13 protein-coding genes and 1 tRNA gene are annotated in these 16255 nt (G+C 59.0%); 1 reads left to right on the top strand and 13 read right to left on the bottom strand.

The window, feature by feature from the left end; all coding sequences use genetic code 11:
- The first annotated feature begins 124 nt into the window (after positions 1-124).
- Positions 125-283, top strand: coding sequence for a YqaE/Pmp3 family membrane protein (locus tag ACRRSD_RS12660; RefSeq protein ID WP_003228885.1), 159 nt, complete (start codon positions 125-127; stop codon positions 281-283).
- 132 nt (positions 284-415) lie between these two features.
- Here the strand turns inward: ACRRSD_RS12660 and ACRRSD_RS12655 are convergent, their stop codons facing one another.
- The 13 genes from ACRRSD_RS12655 to ACRRSD_RS12595 all read right to left on the bottom strand — a co-directional run bounded on the left by ACRRSD_RS12655 (position 416) and on the right by ACRRSD_RS12595 (position 16248).
- A complete protein-coding gene (locus tag ACRRSD_RS12655) occupies positions 416-2227 on the bottom strand; it encodes a S9 family peptidase (RefSeq protein ID WP_435038240.1) in 1812 nt (603 codons plus the stop codon).
- The gene (pqqE, locus tag ACRRSD_RS12650) at positions 2193-3332 is read right to left on the bottom strand and encodes a pyrroloquinoline quinone biosynthesis protein PqqE (protein WP_435038501.1); all 1140 of its coding nucleotides are present in this window, start codon (positions 3330-3332) and stop codon (positions 2193-2195) included. The genes ACRRSD_RS12655 and pqqE overlap by 35 nt, the downstream gene beginning before the upstream one ends.
- Complete coding sequence (gene pqqD / locus ACRRSD_RS12645) at positions 3325-3600, bottom strand: pyrroloquinoline quinone biosynthesis peptide chaperone PqqD (protein ID WP_095050301.1); 276 nt, start codon at positions 3598-3600, stop codon at positions 3325-3327. Before pqqD ends, pqqE begins: the two co-directional genes overlap by 8 nt.
- Positions 3597-4349, bottom strand: coding sequence for a pyrroloquinoline-quinone synthase PqqC (pqqC, locus tag ACRRSD_RS12640; protein WP_435038239.1), 753 nt, complete (start codon positions 4347-4349; stop codon positions 3597-3599). Before pqqC ends, pqqD begins: the two co-directional genes overlap by 4 nt.
- Before the next feature lie 136 nt (positions 4350-4485).
- Positions 4486-5397 (bottom strand): pyrroloquinoline quinone biosynthesis protein PqqB, encoded by a 912-nt coding sequence (gene pqqB / locus ACRRSD_RS12635; RefSeq protein WP_435038238.1) that lies wholly within the window; start codon positions 5395-5397, stop codon positions 4486-4488.
- Between the two features lie 81 nt (positions 5398-5478).
- Positions 5479-5553: a pyrroloquinoline quinone precursor peptide PqqA gene (pqqA, locus tag ACRRSD_RS12630; RefSeq protein ID WP_003422658.1), complete on the bottom strand. Its 75-nt coding sequence runs from the start codon at positions 5551-5553 to the stop codon at positions 5479-5481.
- A gap of 156 nt (positions 5554-5709) precedes the next feature.
- Positions 5710-8124, bottom strand: coding sequence for a pyrroloquinoline quinone biosynthesis protein PqqF (pqqF, locus tag ACRRSD_RS12625; protein ID WP_435038237.1), 2415 nt, complete (start codon positions 8122-8124; stop codon positions 5710-5712).
- 38 nt (positions 8125-8162) lie between these two features.
- Positions 8163-8957 (bottom strand): carbon-nitrogen hydrolase family protein, encoded by a 795-nt coding sequence (locus tag ACRRSD_RS12620; RefSeq protein WP_435038236.1) that lies wholly within the window; start codon positions 8955-8957, stop codon positions 8163-8165.
- Between the two features lie 12 nt (positions 8958-8969).
- On the bottom strand, positions 8970-10652 hold the full coding sequence (locus tag ACRRSD_RS12615) for a flavin monoamine oxidase family protein (RefSeq protein ID WP_435038235.1): 1683 nt from the start codon (positions 10650-10652) through the stop codon (positions 8970-8972).
- Positions 10653-10875: 223 nt separating this feature from the next.
- Entirely contained in the window at positions 10876-11337 is a 462-nt protein-coding gene (locus tag ACRRSD_RS12610) for an Lrp/AsnC family transcriptional regulator (RefSeq protein ID WP_160042596.1), read from the bottom strand.
- A gap of 378 nt (positions 11338-11715) precedes the next feature.
- Positions 11716-12192 (bottom strand): PBECR2 nuclease fold domain-containing protein, encoded by a 477-nt coding sequence (locus ACRRSD_RS12605; RefSeq protein ID WP_435038234.1) that lies wholly within the window; start codon positions 12190-12192, stop codon positions 11716-11718.
- A 217-nt stretch (positions 12193-12409) separates the two neighbouring features.
- Positions 12410-12486 (bottom strand) — tRNA-Ile (locus ACRRSD_RS12600).
- 15 nt (positions 12487-12501) lie between these two features.
- Positions 12502-16248 carry a bifunctional diguanylate cyclase/phosphodiesterase gene (locus tag ACRRSD_RS12595; RefSeq protein WP_435038233.1) on the bottom strand — a complete coding sequence of 1249 codons (3747 nt, stop codon included), beginning with the start codon at positions 16246-16248 and terminating at the stop codon, positions 12502-12504.
- Between the last annotated feature and the right edge of the window lie 7 nt (positions 16249-16255).

The raw sequence follows: 16255 nt of genomic DNA, 5'->3' as shown, positions 1-16255 counted from the left end.
CGTGGGGCGTTTTTTTGAGCGGGTGATGGCGATCAAATGGCCGTTGCACTGAACCCTGACGAACGGCGCGGGTCGATTAGCTTGTATGGCTCAAGTGAGCCAACCCCCATACAGGAGCTGCCCCATGGATTTCATTCGCATCATCATCGCCATTCTCTTGCCGCCACTGGGTGTGTTTCTGCAGGTCGGGTTTGGCGGGGCGTTCTGGTTGAACATTCTGCTGACGTTGTGCGGGTATATTCCGGGAATCGTGCATGCGGTGTACATCATCGCCAAGCGCTGAGTACTGCGGCGCCTAATAGATAGCTTTCGCGAGCAGGCTCGCTCTCACAGGGGATTTGTGAACAACACGGATACTATGTGGGAGCGAGCCTGCTCGCGAATGGGGCCGCGCGATTTCAACGGGGCGCGCTGATCAGTCCGCCAATCCCATCACCCGCCGATAGAACTTCCACTCCTGCTCCAGCGCATGCGCCTGATTGGCCGCGCGACGGAAGCCGTGGCGTTCGTCAGGGTAGTAGTGGGCTTCGACCGCGATGCCGTTCCGCTTCAGTGCCGAGGCCATGTCGCGGGTCTGTTGTGGGACAACGACGGCGTCCAGTTCACCTTGAAAGAAGATCACCGGTACGCGGATGTTGTTTGCGTGCAACAACGGCGTGCGGGCGGCGTAGCGTTCGGCGTCTTGCTCGGGATCGCCGATCAGCCAGTCCAGATAATCACCCTCAAATTTGTGCGTCGCACGAGCCAGCGCCACCGGGTCGCTAACGCCATACAAACTCGCTCCGGCGCGGAAGACTTGCTTGAACGCCAGCGCACATAACGTGGTGTAGCCGCCTGCGCTGCCGCCTCGAATGAATGCGCGCTCACCGTCGATCAGGCCCTGTTCGGCGAGATAAGCGACCACGGCGCAAGCATCCTCGACATCCACCTCGCCCCAGCTCAGATGCAAGGCCTGCCGATATTCCCGGCCATAACCGCTGCTGCCGCGATAGTTGAGATCGGCGACGGCAAAGCCGCGTTGCGTCCAGTACTGGATGCGTGGGTCGAGCATCGGGTAGCAGGCTGATGTCGGGCCGCCGTGAATGAACACCACCAGCGGCGGGTTTGTCTCGCCGCTCATTGAAGGATAAAAGAACCCGTGCGCTTCGCCGGAACCACTTGGGTAGCGCAGGGTTTGCGGACGGCTGATGCGTTCTGCCGGTAAGGGCGCCACGCCGCCGGCCAGCACGTCCACTTCACGCGTAGCTCGATCGATGGCGATGACCGCAGAAGGACTGATCGGCGAGGCGGCAATGCAGTAGATAAACTGTGCGTCCAAAGCGAGATGCCGGAAGCGGCTGTAGTCGCCAGTGAAGTCTTCGTCGCCGAACCCCAGGCGGCCAAAACCACCCTCGCTCCAGCTGGCTAAAAGCGAATCCTCAACAGGCAGCCAGGTGCAGCCGCCCAGTTGCCACGGCGCCGGTGCATAATCGGCCGGCACAGCGGGCAATGCTTTCAAACCGTCGCCAGTCTCGACCCATGGCTGCCAGAAACCACCGCGATCGGTCAGGCAATACAGGCGACCTGCGGCGTCGAATCGCGGTTGCTGAATGGACTCTTCAATCTCTGCGCCGGCAACGCATCGCGGTGAACTGAATGCGCCGTCGATCCTGCGTTCAGCGACCATCAACCGAGTCGAGGTCCACGGCTGATGCGGGCGACTCCACTCGATCCAGGCCAAACGCTGGCCATCCGGGCTGAGGGTTGGCGCAGCATAAAAATCCACACCTTCAGCCAGCAAGTGTCGACTGCCGTCAGCCAGATCAATCGCTACCAGTCGATGCTGATCGTGCTGTTCTTCTACCGCCAGCACTTGGCCGAAAGCGCAATGCAGATCGCCGTAACGACAATCGCCCGACGTCAGCGTCTCTGGCGAACCATCCAGCGTCTGCCGATACAACTGCTGATCCGCCTCAGCAACGAATACCACCCCATCCGGCGTCAGACAAAACGCGCCACCGCCATATTCGTACACGCGACTGCGCACGCTGAAGCCGTTCGGTGTCAGACATTTCGCCACACCATCGCGCCAATGCCAGATCCGGCACGCAGCATCTTCCGGGCGGTATTCATTCCAGAACAGCCCATTGGCGCCGAGTTGCAGTTCGGCGAAATCCATGCCGGCAGCGACGGCTTGCGAGGCGCTGAAAGGTTCAGCCCTTGGCGATGAGGCGCGAGTTTCGTTCATTGCGGAAGGCCAGTTGTTCAATGGTTTGGGTGGCGGTCACGGCTTCTTCGCGGGCCTTGAGGATCACGCCGTGATGTTCGGACTTGCTGCACACCGGGTCGGCATTGCTCGCATCGCCGGTGAGCATGAACGCCTGGCAGCGGCAGCCGCCGAAGTCTTTTTCTTTCTCGTCGCAGGAGCGGCACGGCTCGGGCATCCAGTCGTAACCACGGAAGCGGTTGAAGCCGAACGAGTCGTACCAGATGTGTTGCATGCTGTGGTCGCGCACATTGGGAAACTGCACCGGCATCTGTCGGGCGCCGTGGCAGGGCAGCGCGGTGCCGTCCGGGGTGACCGTCAGAAAGATGCTGCCCCAGCCATTCATGCAGGCTTTCGGGCGTTCTTCGTAATAATCCGGGGTGACGAAAATCAGCTTGCACGGATGCCCTTCGGCTTCCAGTTTTGCGCGGTATTCATTGGTGATGCGTTCGGCACGGACCAGTTGTTCCTTGGTCGGCAACAGGCCGACACGATTGAGCTGCGCCCAACCGTAGAACTGGCAGGTGGCGAGTTCGACGAAGTCGGCTTCGAGCGCAATGCACAGCTCGATGATGCGGTCGATCTTGTCTATGTTGTGCCGATGGGTGACGAAGTTCAGCACCATCGGATAGCCGTGGGCCTTCACTGCGCGAGCCATTTCCAATTTCTGCGCGAAGGCTTTTTTCGAACCGGCGAGCAGGTTGTTCACTTGTTCGTCACTGGCCTGGAAACTGATCTGGATGTGATCGAGGCCAGCCTTCTTGAAGTCGCTGATTTTCTGCTCGGTCAGGCCGATGCCGGAGGTGATCAGGTTGGTGTAGAAACCCAACTGCCGTGCTTCATGAATCAGCTCGGCGAGATCCTGACGCACCAGCGGCTCGCCACCGGAAAAGCCCAGTTGCGCCGCGCCCATCTCCCGCGCTTCGCGGAACACCTTGATCCACTGCTCGGTGCTCAACTCTTTGCCCTGCTCGGCGAAATCCAGTGGATTGGAGCAGTACGGGCATTGCAGAGGGCAACGGTAGGTCAGCTCGGCGAGCAGCCACAGCGGCAGGCCGACTTCAGGCTTGGGCGGCAGATCAGGCAAGTTCGATCCAGTGCTGCGCACGGGCAACCTCCATGAATTGCTCGATGTCGTCACCGAGCTCGGGCACGCCGGGGAACTGCTCATCGAGTTTGGCAATGATTGCCGCGACATCGCGTTCGCCGTCGATCAAACCGCCGATCAACGCAGCGGTTTCGTTGAGCTTGATCATGCCTTCAGGGTAAAGCAGCACATGACCTTTCTGCGCCGGTTCGTACTGGAAGCGGTAGCCGGGACGCCAGGTCGGGACTTTGCTGCGGTCGAAACTCATAAGGTGATTCCTTTATGCCAGACCCGTTGATCGGTGACGCTGTGATACGGCGGGCGGTTCAGTTCGTAGGCCATGCTCATGGCATCGAGCATGCTCCAAAGAATGTCCAGTTTGAACTGGAGAATTTCCAGCATGCGCTCCTGGCCTTCGCGGGTCTTGTAGTGCTCCAGCGTGATCGCCAGACCATGCTCGACATCACGCCGCGCCTGACCGAGGCGGGTGCGGAAGTATTCGTAACCGGCCGGGTCGATCCACGGGTAATGCTGCGGCCAGCTGTCGAGGCGCGACTGGTGGATCTGCGGCGCGAACAGTTCGGTCAACGAGCTGCTGGCGGCTTCCTGCCAACTGGCGCGGCGGGCGAAGTTGACGTAAGCATCGACAGCGAAACGCACGCCGGGCAGGACCAGTTCCTGCGAGCGCAGTTGATCCGGATCGAGACCGACCGCTTGACCGAGACGCAGCCAGGCTTCGATACCGCCATCTTCACCGGGGGCGCCGTCGTGGTCGAGCAGGCGCTGAATCCACTCGCGACGGATTTCCCGGTCAGGGCAATTGGCGAGGATCGCCGCGTCCTTCAGGGGGATGTTCACTTGATAGTAGAAGCGATTGGCGACCCAGCCCTGAATCTGCTCGCGAGTGGCGCGGCCTTGGTACATCGCCACGTGGTACGGGTGGTGGATGTGATAGTAGGCGCCTTTGGCGCGCAGGGCCGCTTCGAATTCGGCGGGGGACATTGGCGTGTCAGTCATTGCGGTTCTCCGGGGAACAACCGTTGGAATCCTGGGTGTCTATTCGGACGCCTTCGCGAGCAAGCTCGCTCCCACAGGGTTTGTGAACGCCACAGATCCAGTGTGGGAGCGAGCTTGCTCGCGAAGAGGCCGGTCGCTACAGCACAATACTCATGCCATCGAACGCCACTTCAACATTACGCCGCGCCAGTTCGGCACGCTCCGGCGAATCCTCATCGAGAATCGGGTTGGTATTGTTGATGTGGATAAGCACTTTGCGCTGCTCAGGCAACTGCTCCAGCACTTCCAGCATGCCGCCAGGCCCGTGCTGCGCCAAATGCCCCATCTCACGACCGGTGCGAGTGCCAACGCCGCGGCGCTGCATTTCATCGTCGTCCCACATTGTGCCGTCGACCAGCAGACAATCGCTGCTCGCCATGATTTCCAGCAGCGGCGCATCGACCTTGCCCAGACCCGGCGCATAGAACAATTTGCCGCCGGTGTTCAGGTCTTCAACGATCAAGCCAATGTTGTCGCCCGGGTGCGGATCGAAGCGGTGCGGCGAGTACGGCGGCGCAGCACTGCGCAGTGGCAGCGGGGTGAAACGCAGGTTTGGGCACGCTGCCACGGTGAAGCTCTGGTCGAGTTCGATGCGGTTCCAGTCCAGCCCGCCGTTCCAGTGGGTGAGCATCTTGAACAGCGGAAAACCAGTGCTCAGATCTTCATGAACCATGTCCGTGCACCAGACCTGATGCGGGCAGCCTTCGCGGAGGCTGAGCAGGCCGGTGGTGTGGTCGATCTGGCTGTCCATCAGAATGATCGCGCTGATGCCGGTGTCACGCAGAGCGCGGCCCGGTTGCATCGGGGCGAAGCTTTGCAGCTGTGCGCGGATGTCCGGCGAGGCGTTGCACAACACCCAGTTCACGCCGTCATCGGAAATCGCGATGGACGATTGGGTGCGGGCCTTGGCATTCAGGCTGCCGTCGCGAAAGCCTGCGCAATTGACGCAGTTGCAGTTCCACTGCGGAAAACCGCCGCCAGCGGCCGAACCCAGAATCTGGACGAACATGAACACTCCATCATTTCAACGCGGAAAATAAAACGCCTCGGCGAGCCGAGGCGTTGCACTGCAATTCTACGTAAGCAGAACTCAGCGGCTGGCGAAGTACATGGTGACTTCGAAGCCGATACGCAGGTCGGTGTAAGCCGGTTTTGTCCAGGACATGGTGTTTCTCCTCAGGGTGGGTGGGATAGCGCTGTCCATAGTTATAGTCCACGGCAGCGCAGAGATGTTCCAAATAGTTAGGCTGCTATGTTACTCAAAATTTCACCGGGTTTGCCCGTGAATCTTTGAGAAAGCTCCTTGCAGCCTCGGTAATGATCAATTTGTCGCTTGCCATGGGGTTTCGGGCGCTGGATCGCTGGCGAGGCAGAGCCAGCCGCCTTCGGCGTTGATTAAACGCTTAGCAGCGCTGAGCAATGCCTGGCGATCCAGTTGGCCGAGGGCGGCAAGTAGTTGCTCAAGATAATCCGACGAGTGGCCAGCGAGCTTTGCCTGCCAGAACAGTTCGGCGGCATCTTTGCTGGACAGATTGGTGTCGTCGAATTGTTCGGCGAGGCTTTTAAGTTGTTGGCTGAGGCTGAGTTCATCAATCTGCTCAATCAGGTCGGGAATGCCGCTGAGGAACTGTTGAATGTGCTCCAGCACTTCCACAGGCCTGGCACTCGGCGATTGCACGCCGAACAGGATGACGGTTTGGCCCTGCATCTGGCGCAGCGCACTGAACACCGCGTAACCCAATTGCAACTCGACGCGCAAACGCTGATAGAACGGTGTCTGGCACAGTTGCGCGAGCATTCGCCACGCCGCCTCGTCGGCGATGTCACGGCTGGCGGTGGGACAGAACAGCAGCAAAGCATGTTCGCTGGATGCGGTATCGATGTGACTCCAGTGTTTTTGCGCGCTAATGGTTGCTGGCGATGACAGCTTATTGTCCGCAATCCCGGGAACACGGCTCAGGGCCAAGCCCATGGCAGCTTGCGTTTGCGGGTTGAGACCCAAAGCGAGGCCGTCCCAGCGCGAAGTTGTCCACAGGTGTTTGGCATCATCGCCGGTTTTGGCTGATTGCAGAACATGTTCTGGCAGCACTTTGAGCAATTGGCGGATGGCGATCAGCGGCGTTTCCGGTTCGCTTCGCGGCGAATCAGCGTCAATTTGCGTCAGACATTTCAGCGCGTGCTCGAGGACGCTGGGCATCGACTCTTGCAGGCCGGTGAGTTTCAGCAGCCATTGATTGCCTGCGCCGCTGAAAGACAAATCGACTCCGGCCTCACGCGCGTCTTGCTGAGTTTGCCGAAATCCGCGTTGCAACCGCGAGAGCAGGTCGGCGCTGGCGGCAGCTTCCACCTGCCAACGCAGGTAAATCGCGCCTTCATCGCCATTGTCCGGCAAAGCCTGGCTGAATTGCATTGGCGAGCGTTCCCGACGGCCACGGGAGCGATCCTGCGCGAACGTGCGCAACCCCCGGTGAGCGCTGGTCTGGCCGCGAATCAGCCCGGCGTTGGCCAGAGGCTCGCTGACTCGCAGAAAAGGATTGGCAGCGGGCAGGTGCCAGTGCTCGCTGAAGTTATCCACAGTGCCGATTTCACCGAGGATCTGCCTGAGGGCTGTAACGCCGGAATCGGCCAGGCCGTGTTTCAACTGCTCACTGTCGAGTCGCGCCAGTTGCAGCGCGCCACTGACTTGCTGTTGACGTTGAATCAGGGCGGCGTATTCCTCGCGCAGCGGTGCCCAGTCCTGGCGAGCAAAGAAGCTCAACCAATCGAGCAGATGTTCGCGAATGGCTTTCAACGATTCGCATGGCGCAGTGAATTGCAGATGCAGCAATGCTTGCCCGGCGAAGTGATAAATCGGCGTGGCTGTTAATCCATCTGCCAGTTTTTGCTGTTGCAAATGCGCGAGCAATCCGCCGGGCTTGGCGCTGTTCAACCAATGGCAAAGAAACGCCAACGCCTCGCTGGACGATTCAGGCAGAGCCTCAAACGCAAACAGCAGATTGCTGCGTCGTTCATCGGCCTGTTGATAACTTTTCACCGCTAGCGACAGGGGCATAGCCTGGGTAACTTTATCCCCAGCCGGTAAAGTCGCTGCAAACTTCTGCGCCAGTGCTTTCAACTCATCAAGACTCTGCGGTCCGACCAGGCTCAAGGTCATTTGCCCAGTCTGATAAAACTGCTGGTGGAAATATTTCAACGCTTGTTGAAATGCAGCTTGTTCGACTTGCAGGCTGTCGCGATTCCCCGCGTGAAAGCCGCGCAATGGATGCTCTGCCGGCAAACCTTCGTACAAGGCAAACTGCTGCTGCGCTGCAGGATCTTGCGACCAGGCGACAAATTCCGCCTGCAACACCTCCCGTTCCCGCAACTGATCGTCCAGATTCATACGCGGCTTGGCGAGCATGTCTGACAGGCGCTCCAGCCCGGCGCTGAACGAACGCGTCGGTAGCTCAAAGAAAAAGTCGGTGGTACGTTCCCGCGTACTGGCATTCACCTGGCCACCGTGACCTTGCACGTAAGCCATCAACCCTTCATTCGCCGGGAAACGCTCGGTGCCGAGAAACAGCAAATGTTCCAGAAAATGCGCCAGCCCCGGCCACGCCGACGGCACGTCATGGCTACCGGCAGCCACGCGCAATGCAGCGGCACTGCGCTTCAGACCGGGCGCATGACGCAGGGTCACGCGCAAGCCGTTGGCCAGGGTTTCAGTGTGAGGGCGGGGGTGAGTCGGCGCAGGCATGGGCACATCCAGAACAGTGAAGTGCCAATGCTAGCGGATTAGCGCTGGTTCAGCGCGCCGTAAAGCTCCGGACGGCGGTCGCTGAGGTAGCGATTGGCCGCGCGTGAGTCGAGCATCAGCTGCCGATCCAGTTCGCCGACGATCAGCGCTTCGTCGAGACCGGCCTGAGCGATGCGGTTGCCATCCGGTGCGGCGATGCTGCTTTGCCCGCAATAGTGGATCTCGCCTTCGTTGCCGCAATAATTGGCGTAGGCCACGTAGCACTGGTTTTCAAAAGCACGTGAACGCACGGTGACATCAGCGACGAAATCGAACGGAATCATGTTCGCCGTCGGCACCACAATCAGCTCGGCGCCGGCGAGTGCCAGACGTCGGGTGTTTTCTGGAAACTCCAGGTCGTAGCAGATCAGGAAACCGAGCTTCCAGCCGTTGAGTTCGACGATGGGGAAATCATCACCGCCCGGGCTGAACATCGAACGATCCAGATCGCCGAACAGATGCGTCTTGCGGTAATTGCACAGGCGCTCGCCGCTCGAGTCGATCAACTGCACGGCGTTGTAAATCTGCCCTTCGGCGGTGCGCTCCGGGTAGCCATAAACAATCGCCAGACCGGCAGCCTTGGCGATCCGACCGATCTGCTGCGCCCATTCACCGTTGTAGACCTCGGCCAAGGTGCTGACTGCTTCGGCGCCGATGTTGTAGCCGATCATGAACATCTCCGGCAGCACCAACAGGTCGGCGCCCTTGGCCTCCATCGCCAGTTGATGCAGACGTTGCAGATTGGCGGCGGGGTCCAGAGGCAGCGGTGGACATTGGTAAAGGGCTACACGCATCGGGGATTCCTCTTACTCGGGCAGGGCGATAGGGCCGATGTCTTTGAACACGTCACCCGGGCCCGGGTTCGCTTTATGTGTCGACCCGCCGAAATGCTTCATGATCCCCCACACCGCGTTGAGCGAGGTTTGCACTGCGCCTTCGACCCACGCCGGTGTCCACGATACGTCGTCGCCGGCGATGAAAATTCCGCGCTGCTCGGCTGGCATCTCGTCCTGCATGAAGTGCGCGTACATGCGCTGGTTGTAGCGATAGTGGCCGGGCAGTGCACCTTTGAAGGCGCCGAGGAAGTATGGGTCGGCTTCCCACGACACGGTGATCGGATCGCCGATGATGCGCGCGGCGATGTCGACTTTCGGGTAGATCTTTTTCAGCGCGTTCAACGCCAGCTCAACGCGTTTTTCCACCGGGTGCGGAAGCATCTTCAAGGCGTCGCTCATCCACGAGTACGACAGGCAGATCACCCCCGGTTTGTCGTCGCCGTTGTCGAACAGATAAGTGCCGCGGGTCAGGCGATCGGTGAGGGTCATGCTCATCAGGTCGCGACCGGTTTCCGGATCCTTGTCCTTCCAGAACGGTCGGTCGACCATCACGAAAGTCTTCGACGACTGCATGTAGCGGGTGCGGTCGAGGGCCATCCACATCTTCTGCGAGAACAGGGTTTCGTCGCATTCGATCTGCGTGGTCAGCAACCAGCTCTGGCAAGTGGTCAGTACGGCGGCGTATTCACGGGTGTCGCCGTTGTTGTCGGTGACCGCGAAACGACCATCCGCCGCGTGGGCGATTTTCTTCACGCCGGAACGCGGCGCGCCACGGTGCAGGGATTTCAGGCTGGTGCCTTCAGGCCAGTGCACGCAGCGCTCCGGCACATGGCGCCAGATGCCTTGCGGCACTTGCTCGACACCGCCGACCACCAGGTGCTGGTGATCGTCGCAATTGGTCATCACCACACGGAAGATTTCCAACATCGAGTTGGGGAAGTCCGAATCCCAGCCGCCGGTGCCGAAACCGACCTGACCGAACACTTCGCGATGATGGAACGACAGTTTGGCGAAGGCCTCGGAGGTGGCGACGAAGTCATAAAAAGTGCGGTCGTCCCACAGCGGCACCAAGGTATTCCACAGCTCTTTGAGGCGCGGTACATCGCGGTCGCGGATGGCTTGCTGGATATCGGCGAACTGCGAGCCGGCCTCCAGCGCATCCGCCCAGGCGTCAGCCACTTCCTGAAACAGTGCAGGAAGATCCGCCAGCTTCTGTGCGTAATGGGTTTTGCCTTCCAGATCGATCACGGTGCTGCCGGAGGCCGGAGTCAACGGGTTCGGGAAAGGTTTGGTCTCAAGCCCGAGCTTGTCGACGTAGTGATAGAACGCGGTGGAGGACACCGGAAAGCGCATGCCGCCGAGTTCCGCGACGATGCCGTCAGTGCCGTTAAAGGCCTGCGAACGCAGACGCCCACCGAGTTTCGATGCTTCGTAAACCACGGGTTTCAAGCCGAGTTTCATCAACTCGTATGCGGCTACCAGCCCGGCAATGCCAGCGCCAACGATCGCCACTTCAGCGCCGTGATTGTGCTCAGGAATGCTGCCGAGACCGGCCGGGTGTTCGATCCAGTCGTCGAACGCGAACGGAAAGTCCGGACCGAAAATGGTGACTGGTTTCTTACCGTCTGCAGGATGGCGATTGTTCTTGTTCATGGCTGACCTTGCTGGCGACCCGACGCGGGATGCGCGTCTGAGTATAGGAAAAGATGCCAGCCATTCTAGGGAGCGTAGAACACGTTAATAAGACGCAAAGTGTCGTCGTTTTGCCAGATTAGCGATCAATATGACGAGCAGAGACTGCACACCGACCAAAATGTGGGAGCGAGCCTGCTCGCGAAGAGGCTCTGAAATTCACCCGAGAAGCTCGATCAAAACCTTAAACCGGCTGCCCCCGATCAATCTTGCTGCTCAAAATGATTGAAGTCGTGGTCTTCTCCACCCCGTCCACGCTGCCAATCTGATCGAGCAACTGATCCAGCTGCTCCGGCGAATCCGTACGCAACCACGCCACATAATCAAACTCGCCGCTCACCGCACACAGCTGCTGCACCTGCGCCATCGCACTCAATCGGCGCACCACGTCCTTGCCGGAACGCGGCTGCACCTTGATCCCGACGTAGGCTTGCAAGCCACCATCGACCACGCGTTGTCCAAGGCGCACGCCATACCCGGTGATCACTTTGGCTTTTTCCAGGCGCGCCAGTCGCGACGTCACGGTGGTGCGGGCAATGCCCAATTGCCGGGCGAGCATGGCCACACTTTCGCGGGCGTTGATCTGCAGGGCGGCGATCAGCTGACGGTCGATTTCATCAAGCACGGGGGGGCGGGTGTCGGGCAAGGGGCGGCTCCATGGCTGGGGGAAGTTGTGCATGTTACAGGCGCTATCAGCGACACGCTTGCAGGCGATGTTTGAACGCTTCACCCAGGCTTCGAGTTATCGTTGCGCTGAAACAAAACATCGGATATTTGATTTGACTTGCCTGGCCTATTTATCAAGAATTCCAGCAAGAGCGCGAAATCTGCTGCCTTGCAGGGCATTAGCGGACGTAGGTACCTCAGCGATGCTGCAACATCGGTGTAAGGTGAGACCTCTTCATCCCATTTCCTGAGGATGCAAATATCAGGATTTAAACATCAAGGGCAGCCAAATGGCTGCCCTTTTCTTTGTCTTCAAGAATGTACCGCTTGTACAAAAGCTCGCCTTGGCGGTGTTTGTTCATCGCTCTCGCCGGTGCGTGCGTAAAGTTCCAGAGGACATGTCCGTTTCGCACATGACCACGACAAGCATGTCGTTTTTTGCCTCATAGGCATTGATGAATGCCATTCGGTAACCGCCATTATCGTAAAGGACTTTCCAGACTTCGAAAGGTCCTGTGAGCGTATCGATGGCATGTCGAACATAGCGTTCTCGGGAGTCTGGACGTTTCTCAATGATATGAGCCAGTTTGTCTTTCATGACTGCCACCCTCCCAATGGGTGTGAGAATAGTGACGGTCAGTATGGACTCGTCGACGAACCCAAATTGATCCAGAAGGATTTTGAGGGCGTCTTCTGCGTTGTCAGCCCTTTTCATCTCGTCAATTGCCGCTGACCGAAGTTCTCTCGATAACGTTCTCAGATCAGGTAAAGCAAGGTTGATCCAGGTTGGTTGGTCGGCTGCTTCCTTTATCACTGGCGCAGCATTCACGAGCATAAAAACAATCCTGGACAGGCGGTGGCGTCCGGAGATTACTCGTTCGGAGAAACAGTCAACAACGCGCGGGGAGGGGAGAAAACATAGTTTGGGAACATTCCTACAGATCTTGCGGTTGTATTCCTAACAATGTGCTTCCGAATATTGTGCGCGCCAAGACTTCGAACCCTAATCCATCACCCATGAAAAAGCCGCGCATTTGCGCGGCTTTCAGGTTTGGTGGGCCCACACGGACTTGAACCGTGGACCAAAGGATTATGAGTCCTCTGCTCTAACCAACTGAGCTATAGGCCCTCAGTAGGTCGCGGATTATAGCGACGGTTTCTCGGCTGTGCTATCCGAATAATCCGATACGGTTACACGAAGAAACGTCGCGGCGAATTCTTCTGGTGGTAATGGCAGGCTGACGATGTAGCCCTGGATCTGCTCGCAGCCTTCAGCGGCGAGGAATTGTTGTTGTGCCTGGGTTTCCACGCCCTCGGCGATGACGGTGAATTGCATGCTCCGGCCCAGCGCGATAATGGCCCGCACAATGGCCGCGTCGTGGGGGTCATCGGGCAGTCCGCGGACAAACGACTGGTCGATTTTGAGGATGTCCAGCGGCAGGCGTTTGAGGTAACTGAGCGAAGAATAACCCGTACCGAAGTCGTCGATCGCCAGTTGCACACCGAGATGTTTGAGTTGGTGCAGTACGGCCAGCGCCTCTTCGGCCTGACTCATGATGAAATTCTCGGTAATTTCCAGTTGCAGTAAGTCTGGCTGCAGGCGGTTGTCGTTGAGCAATTGTTCGATGCGTCCGAGCAGGTTTGGCTGGCGCAGTTGCGCGCCGGCGAGGTTTACCGAGAGTGGGCCGAGGCTGTCGTAGATCTGATTCCATTCGAACATTTGCCGGCACGCGGTCTCGAGCACCCAGTCACCGATCTGCAGGATCATGCCGTTTTCTTCGGCCAGCGGAATGAAGTGCTCTGGCGGTACGTCGCCGAAGGTAGGGTGACGCCAGCGGATCAGGGCTTCAGCACCGACCAGGCGATGGTCGTCAAGGCTGATTTTCGGTTGGTAGTAGAGACGCAGTTCATCGCGTTCAATGGCCCGGCGCAGTTCGTGCTCTAGCGCTATGCGCTCGCTGGCTTGGGCGGTGAGATCGCGGGTATAGCTCTCGACACGGTTGCGGCCCTTGGCCTTGGAGCGGTACATCGCTGCGTCGGCGTTTTTCACCAGTGTGGCGACGTCGCAACCGTCTCGTGGGTAGAGGCTGGTGCCGATGCTGGCGCTGATGAAGAACTCATGCTCGCCGGCCTGGAACGGCGCACCGAAACAATTGAGCAGTTTGGTGGCGATGTTATCCGCGTCGCTGGCCTGTTGCAGGCCGGGCAGCAGGATGATGAATTCGTCACCGCCCAGACGCGCCACGGTATCGATGTCGCGCAGTTGCTCTTTCAGGCGCACGGCAATGCCCTTGAGCAGCAGGTCGCCGACCGGATGGCCGAGGCTGTCGTTGATGTGTTTGAAACGGTCGAGATCGAGAAACAGCACGGCGCCCTGACCGCCGTTTTCCTGCTGACTGTTCAGTGCCATCAGCAAGCGGTTTTCGAACAGTGTGCGGTTTGGCAAACCAGTGAGCGGGTCGTGGTGCGCCTGATAGTCGAGTTTGGCTTGTGCATGCTTGAGGCTGGAGATGTCGGCAAACACTGCAACAAAGTGGGTAATGAACCTGTCGCGATTGCGCACTGCACTGATGGTCAGCCAGCTCGGGTACAACTCGCCGTTCTTGCGCCGGTTGGAGATCTCGCCTTGCCAGTGACCTTCGTCGGTCAACTGGTGCCACATTGCCGCGTAAAACGCGCTGTCGTGCAAGCCGGAGGCAAGCAGACGCGGCGTATGCCCGAGAGCCTCGCTTTCGCTGTAGCCAGTGATCTCGGTGAAGGCGCGGTTGACTGCGCTGATGTGCTGTTGGGTGTCGGTAATCAGCACGCCTTCGGCAGTGCTTTCGAACACGGTGGCGGCCTGCTGCAGTTTTTCCTGCATCAGATGGCGCTCGGTGATGTCGCGGGCGATGGTCAGCATGCAGTCTTCTTCGCCAATGGGCAGAGGACGGCTGGACACTTCGCAGAGGCGAATCTGCCCGTCGCTGCGGCGGATGTGGCAGGTGAAGTCGCGCACAAAACCGTCCCGATGCAACAGGTCGAGCATCTGTTTGCGTTCATTGAGATTGACCCATATCCCCAGATCCAGCGCCGAACGATCCACCGACATGGCGCTGTTGAAGCCGGTAATTCGGCTGAAGCCTTCGTTGACTTCCAGCAGCAGGCCATCGCTCTGGCGCGACAACAACAAACCGTCCGGCGAGGCATGGAAGGCCTTGGCGAACTTCTCTTCGGAGGTTTGCAGTTGCTGTTGGGTTTCCTTGAGCTGGGTGATGTCACGCACGACGACAACCAGCGCGGGAGTGGTGTCGAGGTCGAACGGCTCGGCGGAAATCAGGCCAGTGAACAACTGGCCATTGTTGCGGCGAAAGGGCATCTCCAGATTGCGAATGCTGCCCGCCTGCAAGCGCTGCAGCAATCCGGGACCGACGCCGGGTATCCCCCAGATATTCAGGTCGGTGGCCGTTTGCCCCAGCACTTCTTCGGCTTTCAGGCCGATCTGTTCTTCAAATGCTTCATTGACTTCCAGCAGGCAGCCATCGGACAGCCGTGCAATCACCAGAATGTCCGGGCACTGCTGGAACACCGAAGCGAACTTTTGTTCCGACAGCCGCAGCGCCTCTTCGGTACGCTTGATTTCGCTGATGTCGATCATCAAACCGCGCATCACCGGCTCGTGGCCATGTTCGATCAGGCTGACGATGTCGCGCACCCACAAACAGCGGCCATCGGCGGTGATTACGCGATAATCGACGATGTGATCGCGACCCTCGCGCAGCGCTTCTTTGCAGTAGCTCTGTGTACGGGTCAGATCGGCCGGGTGAATGATGTTGTGCCAGAAACCGGGGATCAGCCAGTGCGATTGTGGATAGCCGAGCAAGTCTTCGGCGTGGGGCGACACATAGCTGTAGGTGAAGTCGCTCATCCGCGCTTCCCAGGCGATGGCCGACAGGCTCTCGACCAGGCCGCGATAGTGATATTCGCTGCTGCGCAGTTCCTGTTCGAGGTCGATACGACGGGCGATTTCCGAACTCAGACGACGGTTGATGCGGATCACCACGGCGAGAATCGTCACCAACAACAATAGCCCCGGTAAACCGTAGATCAGCAGGTCCGACCAGAATGTCCGATGATCAAGGACGTTGCCGACCCAGTGCTCCTGAATGCTGCTGATTTCATCTGGGCTCATGTCCGCCAGCACTTTGTCGAGAATCCCCACCAGCATCTTGTTATTGCGGGGCACGGCCATCGCCAGTTGGTAGCGATACGGGGTTTCGCCGCTGACGTACAGACCGTCGAGCTTGAGCTGGCGCAGGCTCCAGACACTGGAGGCGAGGTCGCCGACCACGGCGTCCACTTCGTCGGTCGCCAACGCTTGTAATGCCGAACTGACATTGGGCATGGCCACCAGATTCAGATCGGGGTGGTGAGTACGCAGCAGTTCGTGGGGCGCGTAGTTTTCCACCACGGCGATTTTCAAACCGTACAGGTCGTTGAGCTTGCGTGGTTGCGCGCCGCCGATATGGGCGAGGATGACGATCGGGAAGTCAAGATAAGGGCGGGTGAACGATAGGTAGGTCTGGCGTTCGGGGGTGGACATGATGCCGGGCAGGAGGTCGATCTTGCCCGATTTGACCTGTTCGAGCACCACCGTCCAGCTCACCGGTTCGATGGGGGTCAATTTGATTGCCAGGCGTTGGCGAATCACGTCGATATAGTCCGCCGCCAGGCCCTGATAACGGTTCTGGTCATCGCGAAATTCAAAGGGCGGCCACGACGCATCGACACCCAGGCGCAAGTCCGGGTGAGCCGCCAGCCAGCTACGTTCTTCATCGGTCAGAGTCAGCGCGTCAGCCGTTGCGGTCCAGATCATCAGTGACAGCAAAAAAAGCACGGACGCCAATCTGGGCATAACGCTC

The organism is Pseudomonas neuropathica (assembly GCF_051174785.1).
GTDB classification, from domain to species: domain Bacteria; phylum Pseudomonadota; class Gammaproteobacteria; order Pseudomonadales; family Pseudomonadaceae; genus Aquipseudomonas; species Aquipseudomonas neuropathica_A.
Note: the sequence above shows the minus strand (reverse complement) of the source record. Positions and strands in the feature narration are given on the sequence as shown.